Origin of the sequence: Flavobacterium sp. UBA6195, assembly GCF_002422095.1 — a bacterium.
Taxonomy (GTDB): Bacteria; Bacteroidota; Bacteroidia; order Flavobacteriales; family Flavobacteriaceae; genus Flavobacterium.
In genome coordinates this window covers 9,847-24,708 of sequence record NZ_DITB01000101.1, presented here as the reverse complement: position 1 = coordinate 24,708, position 14,862 = coordinate 9,847, and the positions used below count along the sequence as shown (strand labels likewise).

Here is a 14,862-nt window from a genome sequence, read left to right as displayed (position 1 = left end):
AACACAGAATCTTATATGTTTAAAAAACAAAAGAAAAGAATTTAAGAATGAGACTATTAATTCCATTTTTTTGTTTTTTGATGTTGTCATGTAAAGTTGACGAGAGTGATTTGCGAGATTCAACTTGGAAGATTTACAAAAAGAATTCATTTGAGTTTGGAGATGCGATTTCTTTCGATGATATGGTTGTAAAAAATGACACAATCTTTTTAAGCAGAGAACCGATTTATGAAATTATAGAATATCGAAATAGGTATTTTATGGATGAATTTATCACTATTAAAAATTTAAAAACACAAAATTCAGCGACTTATATTAAAAAATAATTCGTGCATTCGTGGCAACATATGAAAAAAATTACCATAGCAATAGACGGTTTTTCGTCAACAGGAAAAAGTACATTAGCTAAGCAATTGGCTGCAGCATTAGGTTACGTTTATGTAGATACGGGTGCGATGTATCGTGCAGTGGCTTATTATGCGATGCAACATAATTTGGTTTCTGAAACGCATTTAGATGCAGCAGGTTTGGTGGCGCAATTACCGAATATTAATTTGCGTTTTCAATTCAATCCTGATTTAGGATTTGCTGAAATGTATTTGAATAACGAAAATATAGAAACTCAAATCAGAACGATTGAAGTTTCGCGAATGGTTAGTAAAGTGGCGGAAATTTCAGAAGTTCGTGCCAAATTAGTAGAGCAACAACAAGCTATGGGTAAAGACAAAGGTATTGTAATGGATGGGAGAGACATTGGAACTGTTGTTTTTCCTGACGCCGAGTTAAAATTATTCATGACAGCAAGTTCAAAAACCAGAGCGCAACGTCGTTTTGATGAATTAGTAGAAAAAGGGCAACATATCACCTTTGAAGACGTACTTCAAAACGTAGAAGAACGCGATTACATTGATACCCACAGAGAAGATTCTCCTTTAGTTAAAGCAGTCGATGCTATTGAAGTAGATAACTCAAGTTTAAATAAAAAAGAGCAATTTGAATTGGTCTTGAAATTAGTAAATCAAAAATTGTAAATAACTAAACTAAACATTATGAAATTTTTAAAAAAATCTCTCAAAGTAACATTTTTAGCCTTGTCTTTATTGTTTTTAAATGCTTGTAGTAGTGATGAAGATAGCGACAAAACAGTTGCAAACATCGAAGGAGTATGGCAATTGGGTAGAATGTATGGAAAAGCTAAATACACAGGAATGAATGCCTCTTTAGAAGGTGATTCTGAAGGAACCATGGAGTTTAAAAATGATGGCACCTATGATAGTAATATTATTAGTGCTTATTTAACAGTATCCATTCCATCCATAAATTATTCTGAAACGACACCAATTGATCCAGCTATGGATTCAGGTGTTTATTTTTATGATGAAACTAATGATAATTTAGAAATTGATGGGCAAATATCTAAAGTTGTTGTTTTAAATGAGACTTTTATGAAAGTAAAAACTTTAATTAACGACAGCGGTGTTACAGGTGAACTTTATACCGAATATCATCGATAAACGATTTAAAAAAAAGGCTGTCATTTTAATTTGACAGCCTTTTTTTATTTAATGTTCTTTTTCGCTTTTTCTTTTTCTTGTTTTTTAAAATAACCTCTAAACAAGAAATTATGTTTCAAAGCCTCTAAATCTTCATTCAATTTAATGCTTGCTTTATTTACATTGGTTATGGTCGAATCAATTTGTTTTACCAATTTTGGATCATTTGAAAGATAATTTAAAGCGCCTTTTCCATCTTTTACATTGGTAATGGTGGCATTTAAATTGGTTACCACTTTATTAATTTCATTACTTGATTTTTCTAAATTAATCACGATTTTTTTCATTCGATTCGCAACAACTGTATCGTTCAAAGTACCGATAACATTGTCTTTTCGATTTAATTCATTGATTAACTTATTCAAACTAGCCACTGATTCCGAAGTTCCTTTACTCGTAATGCGCAAATAATTCATCGTTTTTTGAAGATTTTTCGACATTATCGTATCGCGAATCAACATTCCAACCGTTCCTTTTCCTTGTGTGATTTCTTGAGTAATTTTTAATAAATCAGCCGTTAACATGGCGGCATTCTCATTGGTTACATTTAATGTCTCAAGCATCGCATCAGTTCCAATTCGGCTATAGGATTGAATGGTGTCGCCATTTTTTACTTTTGGAGCAGCTCCCTTTCCCGGAATAATATTGATAATCATGTTGCCTACCAAACCATCCGAACTTATCGTAGCAATTGCATTTGTTTTAATGTGTTCCATAATTTTGTTATCAATAATCATATGAACACTAATAGTCGTATCGTTAATCATTTCGATTTCTTTCACCGTACCAATATCAATTCCGGCATAACGAACATTATTTCCTGGTTGCAATCCATTCACATTAACAAAAACAGCCTTCAAATGTGAGGTATTACCAAACATATTTTGCTTATTTCCAATAAAATAAATCGCGGCTAAGAACACTAATGTTCCAATGATAACAAAGATTCCGAGTTGTATTTTTTGTGAATTTGATTTTTCCATTACTAAAACTATTTAAAAAATGCTTGTACTTTTGGATCGGTTGAATTGGCTAATTCGTCAAACGTTCCTTCTATATAATTCACACCGTCTATCAATAAAATCATGCGATTGGCGATAACTTTCGCACAATCCACATCATGTGTAATGATAATCGATGAGGTGTTGTATTGTTTTTGTATCGAATTCATCAAAAGTACAATTTCTTTCGATGTAATTGGGTCTAAACCAGTTGTGGGTTCGTCGTATAAGATAATTTTGGGTTTTAAAATCAAGGTTCTGGCTAATGCAATTCGTCGTTTCATACCTCCCGAAAGTTCGTTGGGCATCAAATCAATTGCATGTGCTAAACCTACGCTTTCTAAGGCTTCCATAACCAAAGGAGTTGTATCTTCAATAACGCCAAACTTTTTAGTGTGACGACGCAATGGAAAATCTAAATTCTCACGAACGGACATCGAATCGTACAACGCACTTCCTTGAAATAAAAAGCCTATTTCCGTACGTAATTCGTCTAAATCTTCTTGTTCTAGCTTGTTGATTTCTTCATTCATGACTAAAATCGAACCGCTATCAGGTTGCTCTAAGCCTATCACACATTTAATCATCACCGATTTTCCCGAGCCCGATTTTCCCATTACCACTAAATTTTCTCCTTCAAAGAGTTCCAAATTGAAACCATTCAAAACCACATTGCTGCCAAATTGCTTGTGCAAGTCTTTGATGGTAATAATCGCATTTTTAGTTGGAGTTGTCATGGTTATAAATCGTAAAAAATGTTCGTTACAAAAACCGCTACAAAGTCAATAATAAAAAGCAACATTGAAGTATAAACTACCGCTGCATTGGCAGCTTTTCCTACGCCAGCCGTACCTTTTTTACAGTTGTAGCCTTTGTAGCAACCTACTAAACCAATTGCAAACCCAAAAAAGAAGGTTTTGATGGTAGCCGGCACAATATCGCTGTATTCTAAAATATTAAAAACCTGATTAAAATATAAGGTAAACGACACATTTCCTTTGATGTTTTCTACTAAATACGAACCGTAAATCGCAATGAAATCCCCTAAGATTACGAGTAACGGCAACATCAAGGTAGTCGCTAAAATTCGTGTAATGACTAAATATTTGAAGGGATTGGTTCCCGAAACTTCCATAGCATCAATTTGCTCGGTTACTTTCATAGAACCTAATTCAGCTCCAATACCTGAGCCAATTCTTCCAGCGCAAATTAAAGCTGTGATGATGGGACCAATTTCACGAATAATGGAAACACTCACCATAGACGCCATCCATGAAACAGCACCAAATTCCTGCAACGTAGGGCGCGATTGTAGTGTAAATACCAAACCAATGATAAAACCCGTAACACTTACCAACAATAAGGAACGATTTCCAATATAAAAACACTGACGTAAGAGTTCTTTGAATTCGTAAGGCGGTTTCCAAAATTCTTTGAAAAAACGCCCTGCAAAGTAGGAGAGTTCGCCCACTTCGATGAGGAAGTTTTGTAAAGCTTCAGTAAGATTGTCGAAATATTTTTTCATGAAGCACCATAATTACAACCAAATGTAGTGATTTTTAGTCAGATAAAACATGATATTTGTAAGATTTGTAGTAAAAAATAGGAGTTTGGTGGAGTTGGATTTTCTAATTATGGTAACAAAAAAAATCTCCAACCGCTCCAATAATCTTGATAATTATCTTCAAAGCTTTTCAATTCATTAGATTTTGGAAGTTTTTTACTTTCAGCAAATTTATTGTAATCGTTTTCGGTTTGAAATTCTTCTAACTTTTCAGAATCAATATCATATACAAAGTAAGAGTTTTGATAATCGTAAAAATCACTATCTAAATTACCACACAAAATGTTGTTTACTTTTTTAAATCGTGTTAAATAAATATCATTGTCTTCTCTACTTTTTACCTTATCTAATTGAGCATATTTTGTCCAGTTAATATTGCATATTTCTTTTGTAAAGCTAATTGGAATTCTTGCACTATCTCCCAGTCCATGATCACCATAAGGTGTAAACATATAAAATAAGAGAAATAATGAAATAGATAACCAAAGTCTTTTTTTGGTTTTTAACCAACTTTTAATCCACTCAGGTTTTTTATTTTCTGGAATTAATTTAAAGATATAATATAATATTGTAGCGTAAATAAAGCCTAAAATAGTAATTTTTAAAAGCTCAAAGATAAAGTGACCTAATGTTTCCATTTGTTGGTTATTTATATAGTTTTATGGATTTAAGAAATGAGTTTCTTCGTAATGGAATATTTTTTATACAAGAAAAGTGAATTTACTTCATTTTGAGAATTTGCTTGAAACTGTTGTAGGTAATAGTTTTTCTTTAATGTTTATAATTATGAATAGTAAATATGAAACTATAAAAAATGTTAAAGGAATTTGAAATGCTAAATAATCAAATTTTTCAATTTCAACTTGTGACATTCTTGCAATTATAGGGGACAGCATTAAAATAAAACTAATAATTGTAATTAGAATTTTATTTTTCCACTTTGAAAAATTTAATCCTACTCCTAAAACCCCAAATATTGCGAAAATTTGGTCAATATTTCCAAAATCAAAGATTGTAAAAAATAACCACAGAATGAATGGAATTCCAATCATTTCTCCAGCGAGAATTATAATTAAATAGGATATTATTGATATAATTCTTGAGATGTTTTTCATTCTTATTAAATCTTTTTTTCTCTGGATTTAAACCAATAATTTTACTAATAAACCAACTGGTAATATTGAAATCATCCAAATCCAGTAATAAGTTATTATTTTATTATGTTCAGAAACTGCCTTTTTAATACTTTCATCATTTGATTTGTCTTCTATGGGTAAAGGTGTCCTGAATTGAAATGTCCCAGCGAACCAACCTCCGCCATCATTAACCCAAAGACCACCAAGATTTTCAACATATTCTGGTTCTATCTTTCGTTTTAATTCTAAAAATACTTTATATTTTACGTAAGCAGTTATTAAAAGTATGAGAGCTGTAGTTATGTAAACTATTACTAGGCAAAGAATTATGATTTCTTTATTAGTCATTTTTTCTAATATGGTTATATCAACTAATTAGTTTCAAATATAATCAATTTTTCCTACAAACTCTTTCCAAGTTATCAACAAAAAAATCCGATCTGCTTTCACAAATCGGATTTAATCTATTATCTAAAATCTATTTTCTGTATTCTAAAGACTACAAGTGAATCACTTCACCGTAAGCATCAGCCACAGCTTCCATAACCGCTTCACTCATAGTAGGGTGAGGGTGAACTGCTTTTAAGATTTCATGTCCTGTAGTTTCTAATTTACGAGCTACAACTGCTTCTGCAATCATATCGGTAACGCCGGCACCAATCATGTGGCAACCTAACCATTCACCGTATTTCGCATCAAAAATTACTTTTACAAATCCATCTGGAGTTCCAGCCGCTTTTGCTTTTCCAGAAGCTGAGAATGGGAATTTACCCACTTTGATTTCGTATCCTTTTTCTTTTGCTGCTTTTTCTGTTAAACCTACAGAAGCAATCTCTGGAGTAGCATACGTACAACCTGGAATGTTTCCATAATCTAATGGTTCAACATGCATTCCTGCAATTTTTTCCACACATAAAATACCTTCAGCCGAAGCCACGTGTGCTAAAGCTTGTCCTGGCGTTACATCACCAATAGCGTAGTAACCTGGAACGTTTGTTTGGTAATAAGCGTTAACTAAGATTTTATCTCTATCGGTAGCAATACCCGTTTCTTCTAATCCGATGTTTTCGATGTTGGTTTTAATTCCAACCGCTGATAATAAAATATCGGCTTCTAAAACTTCTTCTCCTTTAGCCGTTTTAACGAATGCTTTTACTCCGTTTCCAGAAGTATCAATTCGTTCCACAGAAGAATTTGTCATTACGTTGATTCCTGCTTTTTTCAACGAACGCTCAAATTGTTTTGAGATGTCTTCGTCTTCCACTGGAACAATATTAGGCATGAATTCTACAATCGTAACTTCAGTTCCCATTGCGTTATAGAAATGAGCAAACTCAACTCCAATCGCACCAGAACCCACAACAATCATTTTCTTTGGTTGCTCTGGTAATGTCATCGCTTGGCGGTATCCGATTACTTTTTTACCATCTTGAGGTAAGTTTGGTAATTCGCGAGAACGTGCTCCTGTTGCAATGATGATATGATCTGCTGAATATTCAGTAACTTTTCCGTCAGCAGCTGTTACATCTACTTTTTTACCTGGTTTTACTTTTCCAAAACCATCAATAACGTCGATTTTATTTTTCTTCATTAAGAATTGAACTCCTTTGCTCATTCCTTCTGCAACCGAACGCGAACGTGCAATTACAGCATTGAAGTCTTTATCAAATTCTTTAACGGTTAATCCGTAATCTGAAGCATGTTTTAGGTAATCAAAAACTTGAGCTGATTTTAATAATGCTTTCGTTGGAATACAACCCCAATTCAAACAAATTCCACCCAAATTTTCTTTTTCGATAACGGCTACTTTGAAGCCTAATTGTGATGCTCTAATAGCAGTTACATAACCACCAGGACCACTTCCTAAAACTATGATATCGTATTTCATTTTTTATAAAGTATTTCAGTTTTATTTATAAGTTGCGAATTTAAGGAATTATTTTAAAAGTTTAAACGCAAATCCCGAAATTTCGGGACGCAAAGTTTTACGCAAAGAAACGCAAAGAAATCTGTGATTTATATTCAAGTTCAAGGTCAAATTCAATTTCAAGTATAAAAGTGTAACGTCTCTGTGAATCTCTCTCAAAACAAAGTAATTCAAAAATATCTCGGCGAATCTCTGTGTAACAATTAACCACAAAGGACTCAAAAGCATAAGGAACACAAAAAGAATCTGCGATTATCCGTTCAATCCGTGTTATCTGCGTTCTAAAAACTCATCACTATTTCAAGAGATGCTTTACAGCATGACAAACGTTGCGTATAACTTGAAACCTGAAACCTGAAACTCGTAACTATTCAACTTCAACTGCAAACTGCGAATCGTACAATTTCTTATAATAACCATTTGGCTTATTCACCAATTCGCTATGTGTTCCGAATTCTACGATTTGCCCTTTAACCATTACGATGATTTTACTCGCGTTGATAACGGTTGCTAATCGGTGGGCGATTACGATAGAAGTTCTATCTTTTGTAATGGTTTCAGTAGCTTTTTGAATCAATTCTTCGGAATGTGTATCGATTGACGAAGTCGCTTCATCCAAAATCAAAATACTTGGATTACTTACGTAGGCTCTCAAAAAGGCAATCAATTGGCGTTGGCCCGAAGATAGCATCACACCGCGTTCTTTTACGTTGTAATCGTAGCCTTCAGGTAGTGACATGATGAAATCGTGCACACCAATTTTTTTAGCGGCTGTAATGACATCTTCTCGAGTAATCGCTTCGTTATGTAGTGTAATATTGTTGTAAATAGTATCAGCAAATAAGAAAACATCTTGCAATACAATAGCAATTTGCTTGCGAAGACTTTCTAAAGTGTAATTTTTAATATTTTGATTGTCAATTGTTATTTCACCTGAATCAATTTCATAAAAACGATTCAATAAATTGATAATGGTCGATTTTCCAGCACCCGTACTTCCAACAATAGCAATGGTTTCACCAGGTTGAACTTCTAAATTGATGCCTTTTAAAACTTCTTCATCTTTAATATAACTAAAACGAACGTCTTTCAATTGAATAAATCCTTTAAAATGCGTCGCTTCAACTGTTCCGTTATCTTGAACATCATCATCTTTTTCTAAAATTTCAAACACTCTATCAGCGGCAACTATTCCCATTTGCATCACGTTGAATTTATCAGCAATTTGACGCAATGGGTTATAAAGCATTGAAATATACATATTAAAAGCAACTAATTGCCCAATTGATGTGTCTGCATCTCCGTTAATAATCCACAAAGCACCAAAATACACAACCAATCCAATACTAATGTTTGAAATAATATCAGCAATGGGGAAGAAGATGGAGTTGTACAAAATGTTTTTCAACCAAGCTACATTGTGTTTCTGGTTGATTTCTTTGAACTTTTCTAATTCAATTGCTTCTCTATTAAATAATTGTACGATTTTCATTCCGGTTAATCGCTCTTGAACAAAGGTATTTAAGTTAGCTACTTCGTTTCGAACTTCGTTAAAAGCACCCTTCATTTTTCTATTAAAAATGTTCGTTGCAATTAGGATAATCGGCATGATAACCAAAACAATTCCTGTGATTTTCCAATTTACAATCAGCATAAAAATGATAACAATAATCATTTTTAAAACATCACTGATAATCATAAACAATCCTTGACTGAAGATACTTGCAATGGATTCGATATCGGAAACCGAACGCGTTACTAATTTCCCAACCGGTTCATTATCAAAATACTTCATTTTGAATGAATTGATATGGTCGTAAAGTTTATTTCGTAAATCTTTAATTACATCTTGTCCTAGCCAGTTCGATATGTAACTGAAGTAAAATTGAGAAATTGCTTCAAGTAAAAGCGCCACAAACATTATAACTACTAATATTTTAAGATTAGAGAAATTATCGTTTCCAGGGAAAATGGAAAGCATCAAACCTTCAAAATATTGCTGAATTACGTTTGTTTCTTTTTTAACTTCAATTAGATAATTATCAATCGTAAAATTCAACAAAAATGGTCTAAAAGCACTAATAATCGCTAAGGTTACAGCCCAAAAACACACAAAGAATAACTTTCCTTGGTGCGGTTTTGCATAAACTAGCAATTTATTAAACGACGATTTTTTTGTTTTACTCATTAATTTTTTCTCTTTCTTATATGTATGGATATGTCACATTTACCAAATACAATCCGTGTGCTGGAACTGAAAATCCGGCTTTTCCTCTGCTTTTGCTTTCGATAATCGTTCTTAAATCAGCAACTTCTATTTTGCCTAAACCGATGTTTACCATAGTTCCCACAATCGCTCTCACCATATTACGCAAAAATCGATCGGCGGTGATGGTAAAGATAAGCTGATTTCCTGATTGTTTCCAATGCGCTTCCGAAATTTTACAATTAAACGTATTCACATCGGTATGTACTTTCGAAAAACACTCAAAATCAATGTATTCGAATAAAATTTTGCATGCTTCATTCATTTTCTCCAAATCCAAATGATGCGAATGATACCAACTTCCATCGGTAATAAACGCATCTTTAAATGTGTGCATGTAATATTCGTAAGTTCTCGAACTCGCATCAAAACGCGCATGCGCATCATCAGCTACTTTAAAAATTCGATACACTACAATCGACGGCGGTAAAAATGAATTCAATTTGTGTGACCAATAGTCGGAATCCAATTCCAATTCGGTATCAAAATGCGCATACATTTGTTTAGCATGCACGCCCGAATCGGTTCTTCCGGCACCTACAATGGCGATAGTTTCTCTGAAAAGGGTAGAAAGCGCCTTTTCCAAAGTTTCCTGTATCGAAGCGGCGTCAGGCTGACTCTGAAATCCGTGGAAGTTTTTTCCGTTGTAGGCAAATTCTATGAAATATCTCAAAATATAGTGGTCAGTGTTCAGTAATTAGTGTTCAGTTTTTCTGGATAGCTTGCAAATTTACAAAATTCAAAGGCAATGACAATTTCAAATATTAATAATAAAAACTTAATTTTGTCTTATGAAGAAAATTCTTTTGTTATCCGATACGCACAGTCACATTGATGATGCCATTTTGAAATACGTCAACCAAGCCGATGAAGTTTGGCACGCGGGCGATATTGGGAATTTAGAAGTCACTGACACAATTAAAAAACTAAAACCACTTCGCGCTGTTTACGGAAACATCGACGATGAAAAAGCACGTTTAGAATTTCCATTAAACAATCGATTTTTCTGTGAAGGTGTAGATGTTTGGATGACACATATTGGCGGTTATCCCAATAAATACAATCAAGCAATTCGTGCCGAAATCACAAAGAATCCTCCGAAATTATTTATATGCGGTCATTCTCACATATTAAAAGTACAATTTGATAAGAAGTTGAATTTATTACACATGAATCCAGGAGCTTGTGGAAAATATGGTTTTCATCAAGTTAGAACCATGTTGCGTTTTGAAATCGATGGCGATAAAATCCAGAGTTTGGAAGTGATTGAGCTTGGTAAAAAGTAGTTTAAAACTTCAAAATTCGTTATTCAACATTCGTTGTTCATCTGTTCAATTATAAAACAAAAAAAATCCGAAACTTTCGAATCGGATTTTTAACGCACTAATAAACTAAAATGATAGGTTTATCGTAATCGATCAACAGATTTTACGAGATCTTCGTCCTTTTTTATTGCCTTGTTGGCCAAGACTAATAAAACGATAGAAATTGCAGGAAGAAACATCCCAATACCCTTCTCAGAAACTTGAGTTTCTCCGGATAAGTTTAGCGAGCGATACACAAAAAATCCTAGTAAAATAAAGTTAAATATCATGTTCAATCTGTTTAAAACAAATTGATGTTGTCTCTTTTTAAAATTGATTATACTAAAAATTGCTAATAAAGCTGATACTACAAAAAACACTATATATAATAAAGAAGAGGTAAAAAACACTTCTTTTTTATCGGTTGTTGTCCATAAAGAAAACACAAAAGGCAAAGCGCCCATCGCAATTGCGCTGATAGCCATGTAAACCGTTTGAATTCTTTGTATCATTTCGATGTATTTATGGAACAAAAATAGTATTTCTTTTCAATAAAAACTATTGCTATATTCAAATTTATTCGTATTATTGCACTGTATTAGTCGTAAGTACTTCATTCTACGACACCTTACACTTCAAAAAAAATCTATCATTTTTTTATTTTAACTCAATCAACAATTTTATTCAAATTATATCCATGTTTGATATTGAAGTATTAAAGGAGATGAAACTCTCTGATTTGCAAGAGATTGCAAAAGTAGCTAAAATCAATAAATACCGCTCCTTAAAAAAAGACGATTTGGTATACATGATTTTAGATTTGCAAGCAGCAAAACCAGAAGTTATTAAATCAGATTTAGCTCCTGAATCAACAGCTGAAAAGCCTAAAGAAAAAAGAGCGCGAATTGTTCCTAAAAAAGAAGTTAGCCAAGCGCCAAAAATCAAAAAAGATTTGTTTTCGAAACCTTTGAAAGATTTACCAGAAGAAATTATTCCGGTTACAACTGAAAAAGTTGAAGAAGAAATTAAAGTTACAGAAAATAGAGAGCTAGCTCCAAAACGTAATGAGAAGTTACCTCGTAAAGAGTTTAAAAATAAACAATCTTTACCCGATACAAAAAAAGAAGTAACTACTTCAGAAGAAAAAGCAACTACCGAAGCTGTTGCCACCGAAACTACTCCAAAAGAAAAGACACAGCCTAAAAATCCAAATTACAAGGCCAATCAAAATAATCCCAACCATCCTGATTATAAAAAGAACGTTGCAACTGAAGCTACAAATGGTACTAATGGGAACGTTAATAAAAATCAAAACCAGCATCCAAACAAAAAGCAAAACTTCAGAGAACCTGATTATGAGTTCGATGGAATTATTGAAAGTGAAGGCGTTTTAGAAATGATGCCAGATGGTTATGGATTTTTGCGTTCGTCAGATTACAACTATTTAGCTTCACCAGATGATATTTATTTATCAACGTCTCAAATTCGTTTGTTCGGATTAAAAACAGGGGATACCGTAAAAGGAGTAGTGCGTCCACCGAAAGAAGGTGAAAAATATTTTCCATTAGTAAAAGTATTAAAAATCAATGGACATGACCCACAAGTAGTGCGTGATAGAATTGCTTTTGATCATTTAACGCCAATATTCCCAAAAGAAAAATTCAATTTAGCAGAACGTAGTAGTACCATTTCGACTCGTATTATTGATTTGTTTTCTCCTATTGGAAAAGGACAACGTGGTATGATTGTAGCCCAACCAAAAACGGGAAAAACGATGTTGTTAAAAGATGTGGCGAATGCTATTGCTGCCAATCATCCTGAAGTTTATTTAATTGTTTTATTAATTGATGAACGTCCAGAAGAGGTAACCGATATGCAACGTAGCGTACGTGGTGAAGTAATTGCTTCAACTTTCGATAGAGAGCCACAAGAGCACGTTAAGATTGCCAATATAGTTTTAGAAAAAGCAAAACGTTTAGTAGAATGTGGTCACGATGTAGTGATTTTATTAGACTCGATTACACGTTTAGCAAGAGCATACAATACAGTTCAACCAGCATCTGGAAAAGTATTGAGTGGTGGTGTTGATGCAAATGCGTTACAAAAACCAAAACGTTTCTTTGGAGCGGCTCGTAATGTAGAAAATGGAGGTTCGTTAAGTATCATTGCAACAGCATTAACAGAAACCGGTTCTAAAATGGACGAAGTTATCTTCGAAGAATTCAAAGGAACAGGTAACATGGAATTACAGTTGGACAGAAGAATTGCCAACAAACGTATTTTCCCTGCGATCGATTTGGTTTCTTCAAGTACGCGTCGTGATGATTTATTATTGGACGAAAATACCATTCAAAGAATGTGGATTATGCGCAAATACTTAGCTGATATGAACCCAGTAGAAGCTATGGATTTCATCCACGACCGTTTCAAGAAAACCAGAAACAACGAAGAATTCTTAATTTCGATGAATGAATAAAAACAGAAACTCCGATGAAAATCGGAGTTTTTTTATGGGGTTTTGCAAATGAGTTCTTTCTAATATGCTATCTAGAATAATTTGATAGTTATATAAGCAACCAAATAAGTAATGAAAAGTAGAAAAATAATATTTCTAGACCATCTTTCTTTTATTTGTTCCTCTTCTAACTTTGTTTTACAAAATTTAATCAACAACCACCAAAGAAAGCCTCCAATATCTGAAAAATCTTCGAATCTCATTTTTAATTATATTTCATTACTTCAACCTTTCTAAAACTCCTTTTCGCTTTACAATATTCTTGTAATCCCACTGAATTTCTTTTGCTTTTTGAAGCCAAGTTTTTAAATTGGTTGTGTCGATTTCGTTAACCGAATTATAAAAAATAGAAGCATCTTGAAATTTTACTCCTAAAACATTGAGTTTAGTTTCTTCAAATGACTTTCCGCTCCAAAACATCAATCTAATGCCTTTCTTTTGTTTGCTGTAACCTACAATTGGATTTCCCTCTAAAAACCAAACCGGATGGGCATGCCAAATTTTATTTTCTGCTTCTGGTAAATGTAAGTTGATTTGTTCCGCTAATGCATCACAAATTAGCTTATCTTCTGTAGATTGCGAGTTGTTATATGTCTGAATATCTAAATTCATAAAACTATTGTTTCAACCAAATGTAATAAAAAACTCCGAGAAGTCTCGGAGTTTAATAATAGTTTTATTTTGAAATAACACATTTAAAAGATCGGTGAAAATCCGTTAAATCTGCGTTATCTGTGTTCCAAAAAAATTAAAACCCATTCACAATAGCCAAAAAGTCATCAGCTTTTAAAGCAGCACCACCAATTAAACCACCATCTACATCAGGTTTAGAGAAAATTTCTTTAGCATTATCAGGTTTTACGCTTCCGCCATATAAAATAGTTAAGTTGTCTGCAATGTCAAAGCCGTATACTTTTTCAACTAATGATCGGATGAATTTATGCATTTCTTGCGCTTGTTCAGGAGAAGCCGTTTCGCCTGTTCCAATCGCCCAAACAGGTTCGTAAGCCAATACAATATTCGCCCAATCTTTCTTCTCTAAATGAAATAATCCATCACGAAGTTGATTTTCAACAATATTAAAATGATTGTTGGCTTGGCGGTCTTTCAATTCTTCACCAAAGCAGAAAATAATACGCATTTCATGTTTTAGCGCAGTATCCACTTTACTAGCTAATAAAGCATCGGTTTCATGAAAATAAGCACGTCTTTCGCTGTGACCTATGATTACAGTTGTTACGCCGATATCAGTTAACATAGAAGCTGCAATTTCGCCTGTGAAAGCACCACCTTCTGCTTGGTGCATGTTTTGTGCGGCCACTGTAATTCCTTTTCCATTCGTAATCTCAACTGCTTTTGATAGGTTGACAAACGTTGGAGCTACAATAATTTCAGTAGTTGTATTTGTTTTTTTTGCAATAATCTCTTCTAATAATGCAACGGTCTCTTTTTGCGTTTTGTGCATTTTCCAGTTTCCGGCAACGATATTTTTTCTCATTGAAATTTCATTTTTAATAATTTCAAAAGTACTAATTTGTTTGTTTAATTAGTATTTTTTGGTCACCTCATTGTAATAAATTTACGCAAAGGTTTGCG

General features: G+C 33.3%; 18 protein-coding genes. 5 read left to right on the top strand and 13 right to left on the bottom strand.

The features are described from left to right. Nucleotides 1-47 precede the first annotated feature (47 nt). The 3 genes from B4I81_RS09235 to B4I81_RS09225 are packed head-to-tail and all read left to right on the top strand — an operon-like array spanning nt 48 to nt 1,514. Complete coding sequence (locus tag B4I81_RS09235) at nt 48-326, top strand: hypothetical protein (protein WP_291109928.1); 279 nt, start codon at nt 48-50, stop codon at nt 324-326. 21 nt (nt 327-347) lie between these two features. Next, complete coding sequence (cmk, locus tag B4I81_RS09230; RefSeq protein WP_291109926.1) at nt 348-1,031, top strand: (d)CMP kinase; 684 nt, start codon at nt 348-350, stop codon at nt 1,029-1,031. 60 nt (nt 1,032-1,091) lie between these two features. After that, on the top strand, nt 1,092-1,514 hold the full coding sequence (locus B4I81_RS09225) for a hypothetical protein (RefSeq protein WP_291109924.1): 423 nt from the start codon (nt 1,092-1,094) through the stop codon (nt 1,512-1,514). Between the two features lie 44 nt (nt 1,515-1,558). Here B4I81_RS09225 and B4I81_RS09220 read toward each other — a convergent pair whose 3' ends face one another. The 9 genes from B4I81_RS09220 to truA form a co-directional block, all read right to left on the bottom strand. Beyond that, nucleotides 1,559-2,536: an MlaD family protein gene (locus B4I81_RS09220; protein WP_291109922.1), complete on the bottom strand. Its 978-nt coding sequence runs from the start codon at nt 2,534-2,536 to the stop codon at nt 1,559-1,561. An 8-nt stretch (nt 2,537-2,544) separates the two neighbouring features. Continuing rightward, nucleotides 2,545-3,291, bottom strand: a complete 747-nt coding sequence (locus tag B4I81_RS09215) for an ABC transporter ATP-binding protein (RefSeq protein ID WP_291109920.1) — start codon at nt 3,289-3,291, stop codon at nt 2,545-2,547. Between the two features lie 2 nt (nt 3,292-3,293). Further along, complete coding sequence (locus B4I81_RS09210) at nt 3,294-4,079, bottom strand: MlaE family ABC transporter permease (protein WP_291109918.1); 786 nt, start codon at nt 4,077-4,079, stop codon at nt 3,294-3,296. 107 nt (nt 4,080-4,186) lie between these two features. Further along, nucleotides 4,187-4,756, bottom strand: coding sequence for a hypothetical protein (locus B4I81_RS09205; RefSeq protein WP_291109916.1), 570 nt, complete (start codon nt 4,754-4,756; stop codon nt 4,187-4,189). Between the two features lie 87 nt (nt 4,757-4,843). Continuing rightward, complete coding sequence (locus B4I81_RS09200; RefSeq protein ID WP_026724976.1) at nt 4,844-5,233, bottom strand: hypothetical protein; 390 nt, start codon at nt 5,231-5,233, stop codon at nt 4,844-4,846. A gap of 27 nt (nt 5,234-5,260) precedes the next feature. Beyond that, nucleotides 5,261-5,602 (bottom strand): hypothetical protein, encoded by a 342-nt coding sequence (locus B4I81_RS09195; RefSeq protein WP_291109912.1) that lies wholly within the window; start codon nt 5,600-5,602, stop codon nt 5,261-5,263. Between the two features lie 151 nt (nt 5,603-5,753). Next, nucleotides 5,754-7,142: a dihydrolipoyl dehydrogenase gene (gene lpdA, locus B4I81_RS09190; RefSeq protein WP_291109910.1), complete on the bottom strand. Its 1,389-nt coding sequence runs from the start codon at nt 7,140-7,142 to the stop codon at nt 5,754-5,756. Between the two features lie 406 nt (nt 7,143-7,548). Beyond that, nucleotides 7,549-9,369, bottom strand: a complete 1,821-nt coding sequence (locus tag B4I81_RS09185) for an ABC transporter ATP-binding protein (protein ID WP_291109908.1) — start codon at nt 9,367-9,369, stop codon at nt 7,549-7,551. A 16-nt stretch (nt 9,370-9,385) separates the two neighbouring features. Further along, nucleotides 9,386-10,120 carry a tRNA pseudouridine(38-40) synthase TruA gene (gene truA, locus B4I81_RS09180; RefSeq protein ID WP_291109905.1) on the bottom strand — a complete coding sequence of 245 codons (735 nt, stop codon included), beginning with the start codon at nt 10,118-10,120 and terminating at the stop codon, nt 9,386-9,388. Between the two features lie 118 nt (nt 10,121-10,238). Between truA and B4I81_RS09175 the strand changes: the two genes are divergently transcribed. Next, complete coding sequence (locus tag B4I81_RS09175) at nt 10,239-10,733, top strand: metallophosphoesterase family protein (protein WP_291109902.1); 495 nt, start codon at nt 10,239-10,241, stop codon at nt 10,731-10,733. Between the two features lie 119 nt (nt 10,734-10,852). On the opposite strand, the gene B4I81_RS09170 is transcribed toward B4I81_RS09175, so the two are convergent. Beyond that, the gene (locus tag B4I81_RS09170) at nt 10,853-11,263 is read right to left on the bottom strand and encodes a DUF4293 domain-containing protein (RefSeq protein ID WP_291109900.1); all 411 of its coding nucleotides are present in this window, start codon (nt 11,261-11,263) and stop codon (nt 10,853-10,855) included. A gap of 185 nt (nt 11,264-11,448) precedes the next feature. On the opposite strand from B4I81_RS09170, the gene rho reads away from it, so the two are divergent. Beyond that, complete coding sequence (gene rho / locus B4I81_RS09165) at nt 11,449-13,227, top strand: transcription termination factor Rho (RefSeq protein WP_291109898.1); 1,779 nt, start codon at nt 11,449-11,451, stop codon at nt 13,225-13,227. Nucleotides 13,228-13,298: 71 nt separating this feature from the next. Here rho and B4I81_RS09160 read toward each other — a convergent pair whose 3' ends face one another. The 3 genes from B4I81_RS09160 to tpiA all read right to left on the bottom strand — a co-directional run bounded on the left by B4I81_RS09160 (nt 13,299) and on the right by tpiA (nt 14,764). Continuing rightward, nucleotides 13,299-13,469, bottom strand: coding sequence for a hypothetical protein (locus B4I81_RS09160; protein WP_291109895.1), 171 nt, complete (start codon nt 13,467-13,469; stop codon nt 13,299-13,301). 16 nt (nt 13,470-13,485) lie between these two features. Beyond that, a complete protein-coding gene (locus B4I81_RS09155) occupies nt 13,486-13,878 on the bottom strand; it encodes a DUF1801 domain-containing protein (protein ID WP_291109892.1) in 393 nt (130 codons plus the stop codon). A 136-nt stretch (nt 13,879-14,014) separates the two neighbouring features. Then, nucleotides 14,015-14,764 carry a triose-phosphate isomerase gene (tpiA, locus tag B4I81_RS09150; protein WP_291109890.1) on the bottom strand — a complete coding sequence of 250 codons (750 nt, stop codon included), beginning with the start codon at nt 14,762-14,764 and terminating at the stop codon, nt 14,015-14,017. Nucleotides 14,765-14,862 lie beyond the last annotated feature (98 nt).

Coding starts and splice junctions, on each gene's coding strand:
- B4I81_RS09210 (WP_291109918.1), bottom strand. CDS start 4,079: ATGAAAAAATATTTCGACAATCTTACTGAAGCTTTACAAAACTTCCTC.
- B4I81_RS09175 (WP_291109902.1), top strand. CDS start 10,239: ATGAAGAAAATTCTTTTGTTATCCGATACGCACAGTCACATTGATGAT.
- cmk (WP_291109926.1), top strand. CDS start 348: ATGAAAAAAATTACCATAGCAATAGACGGTTTTTCGTCAACAGGAAAA.
- B4I81_RS09215 (WP_291109920.1), bottom strand. CDS start 3,291: ATGACAACTCCAACTAAAAATGCGATTATTACCATCAAAGACTTGCAC.
- B4I81_RS09160 (WP_291109895.1), bottom strand. CDS start 13,469: ATGAGATTCGAAGATTTTTCAGATATTGGAGGCTTTCTTTGGTGGTTG.
- B4I81_RS09200 (WP_026724976.1), bottom strand. CDS start 5,233: ATGAAAAACATCTCAAGAATTATATCAATAATATCCTATTTAATTATA.
- lpdA (WP_291109910.1), bottom strand. CDS start 7,142: ATGAAATACGATATCATAGTTTTAGGAAGTGGTCCTGGTGGTTATGTA.
- rho (WP_291109898.1), top strand. CDS start 11,449: ATGTTTGATATTGAAGTATTAAAGGAGATGAAACTCTCTGATTTGCAA.
- tpiA (WP_291109890.1), bottom strand. CDS start 14,764: ATGAGAAAAAATATCGTTGCCGGAAACTGGAAAATGCACAAAACGCAA.
- B4I81_RS09235 (WP_291109928.1), top strand. CDS start 48: ATGAGACTATTAATTCCATTTTTTTGTTTTTTGATGTTGTCATGTAAA.
- B4I81_RS09185 (WP_291109908.1), bottom strand. CDS start 9,369: ATGAGTAAAACAAAAAAATCGTCGTTTAATAAATTGCTAGTTTATGCA.
- B4I81_RS09155 (WP_291109892.1), bottom strand. CDS start 13,878: ATGAATTTAGATATTCAGACATATAACAACTCGCAATCTACAGAAGAT.
- B4I81_RS09220 (WP_291109922.1), bottom strand. CDS start 2,536: ATGGAAAAATCAAATTCACAAAAAATACAACTCGGAATCTTTGTTATC.
- B4I81_RS09205 (WP_291109916.1), bottom strand. CDS start 4,756: ATGGAAACATTAGGTCACTTTATCTTTGAGCTTTTAAAAATTACTATT.
- B4I81_RS09195 (WP_291109912.1), bottom strand. CDS start 5,602: ATGACTAATAAAGAAATCATAATTCTTTGCCTAGTAATAGTTTACATA.
- B4I81_RS09170 (WP_291109900.1), bottom strand. CDS start 11,263: ATGATACAAAGAATTCAAACGGTTTACATGGCTATCAGCGCAATTGCG.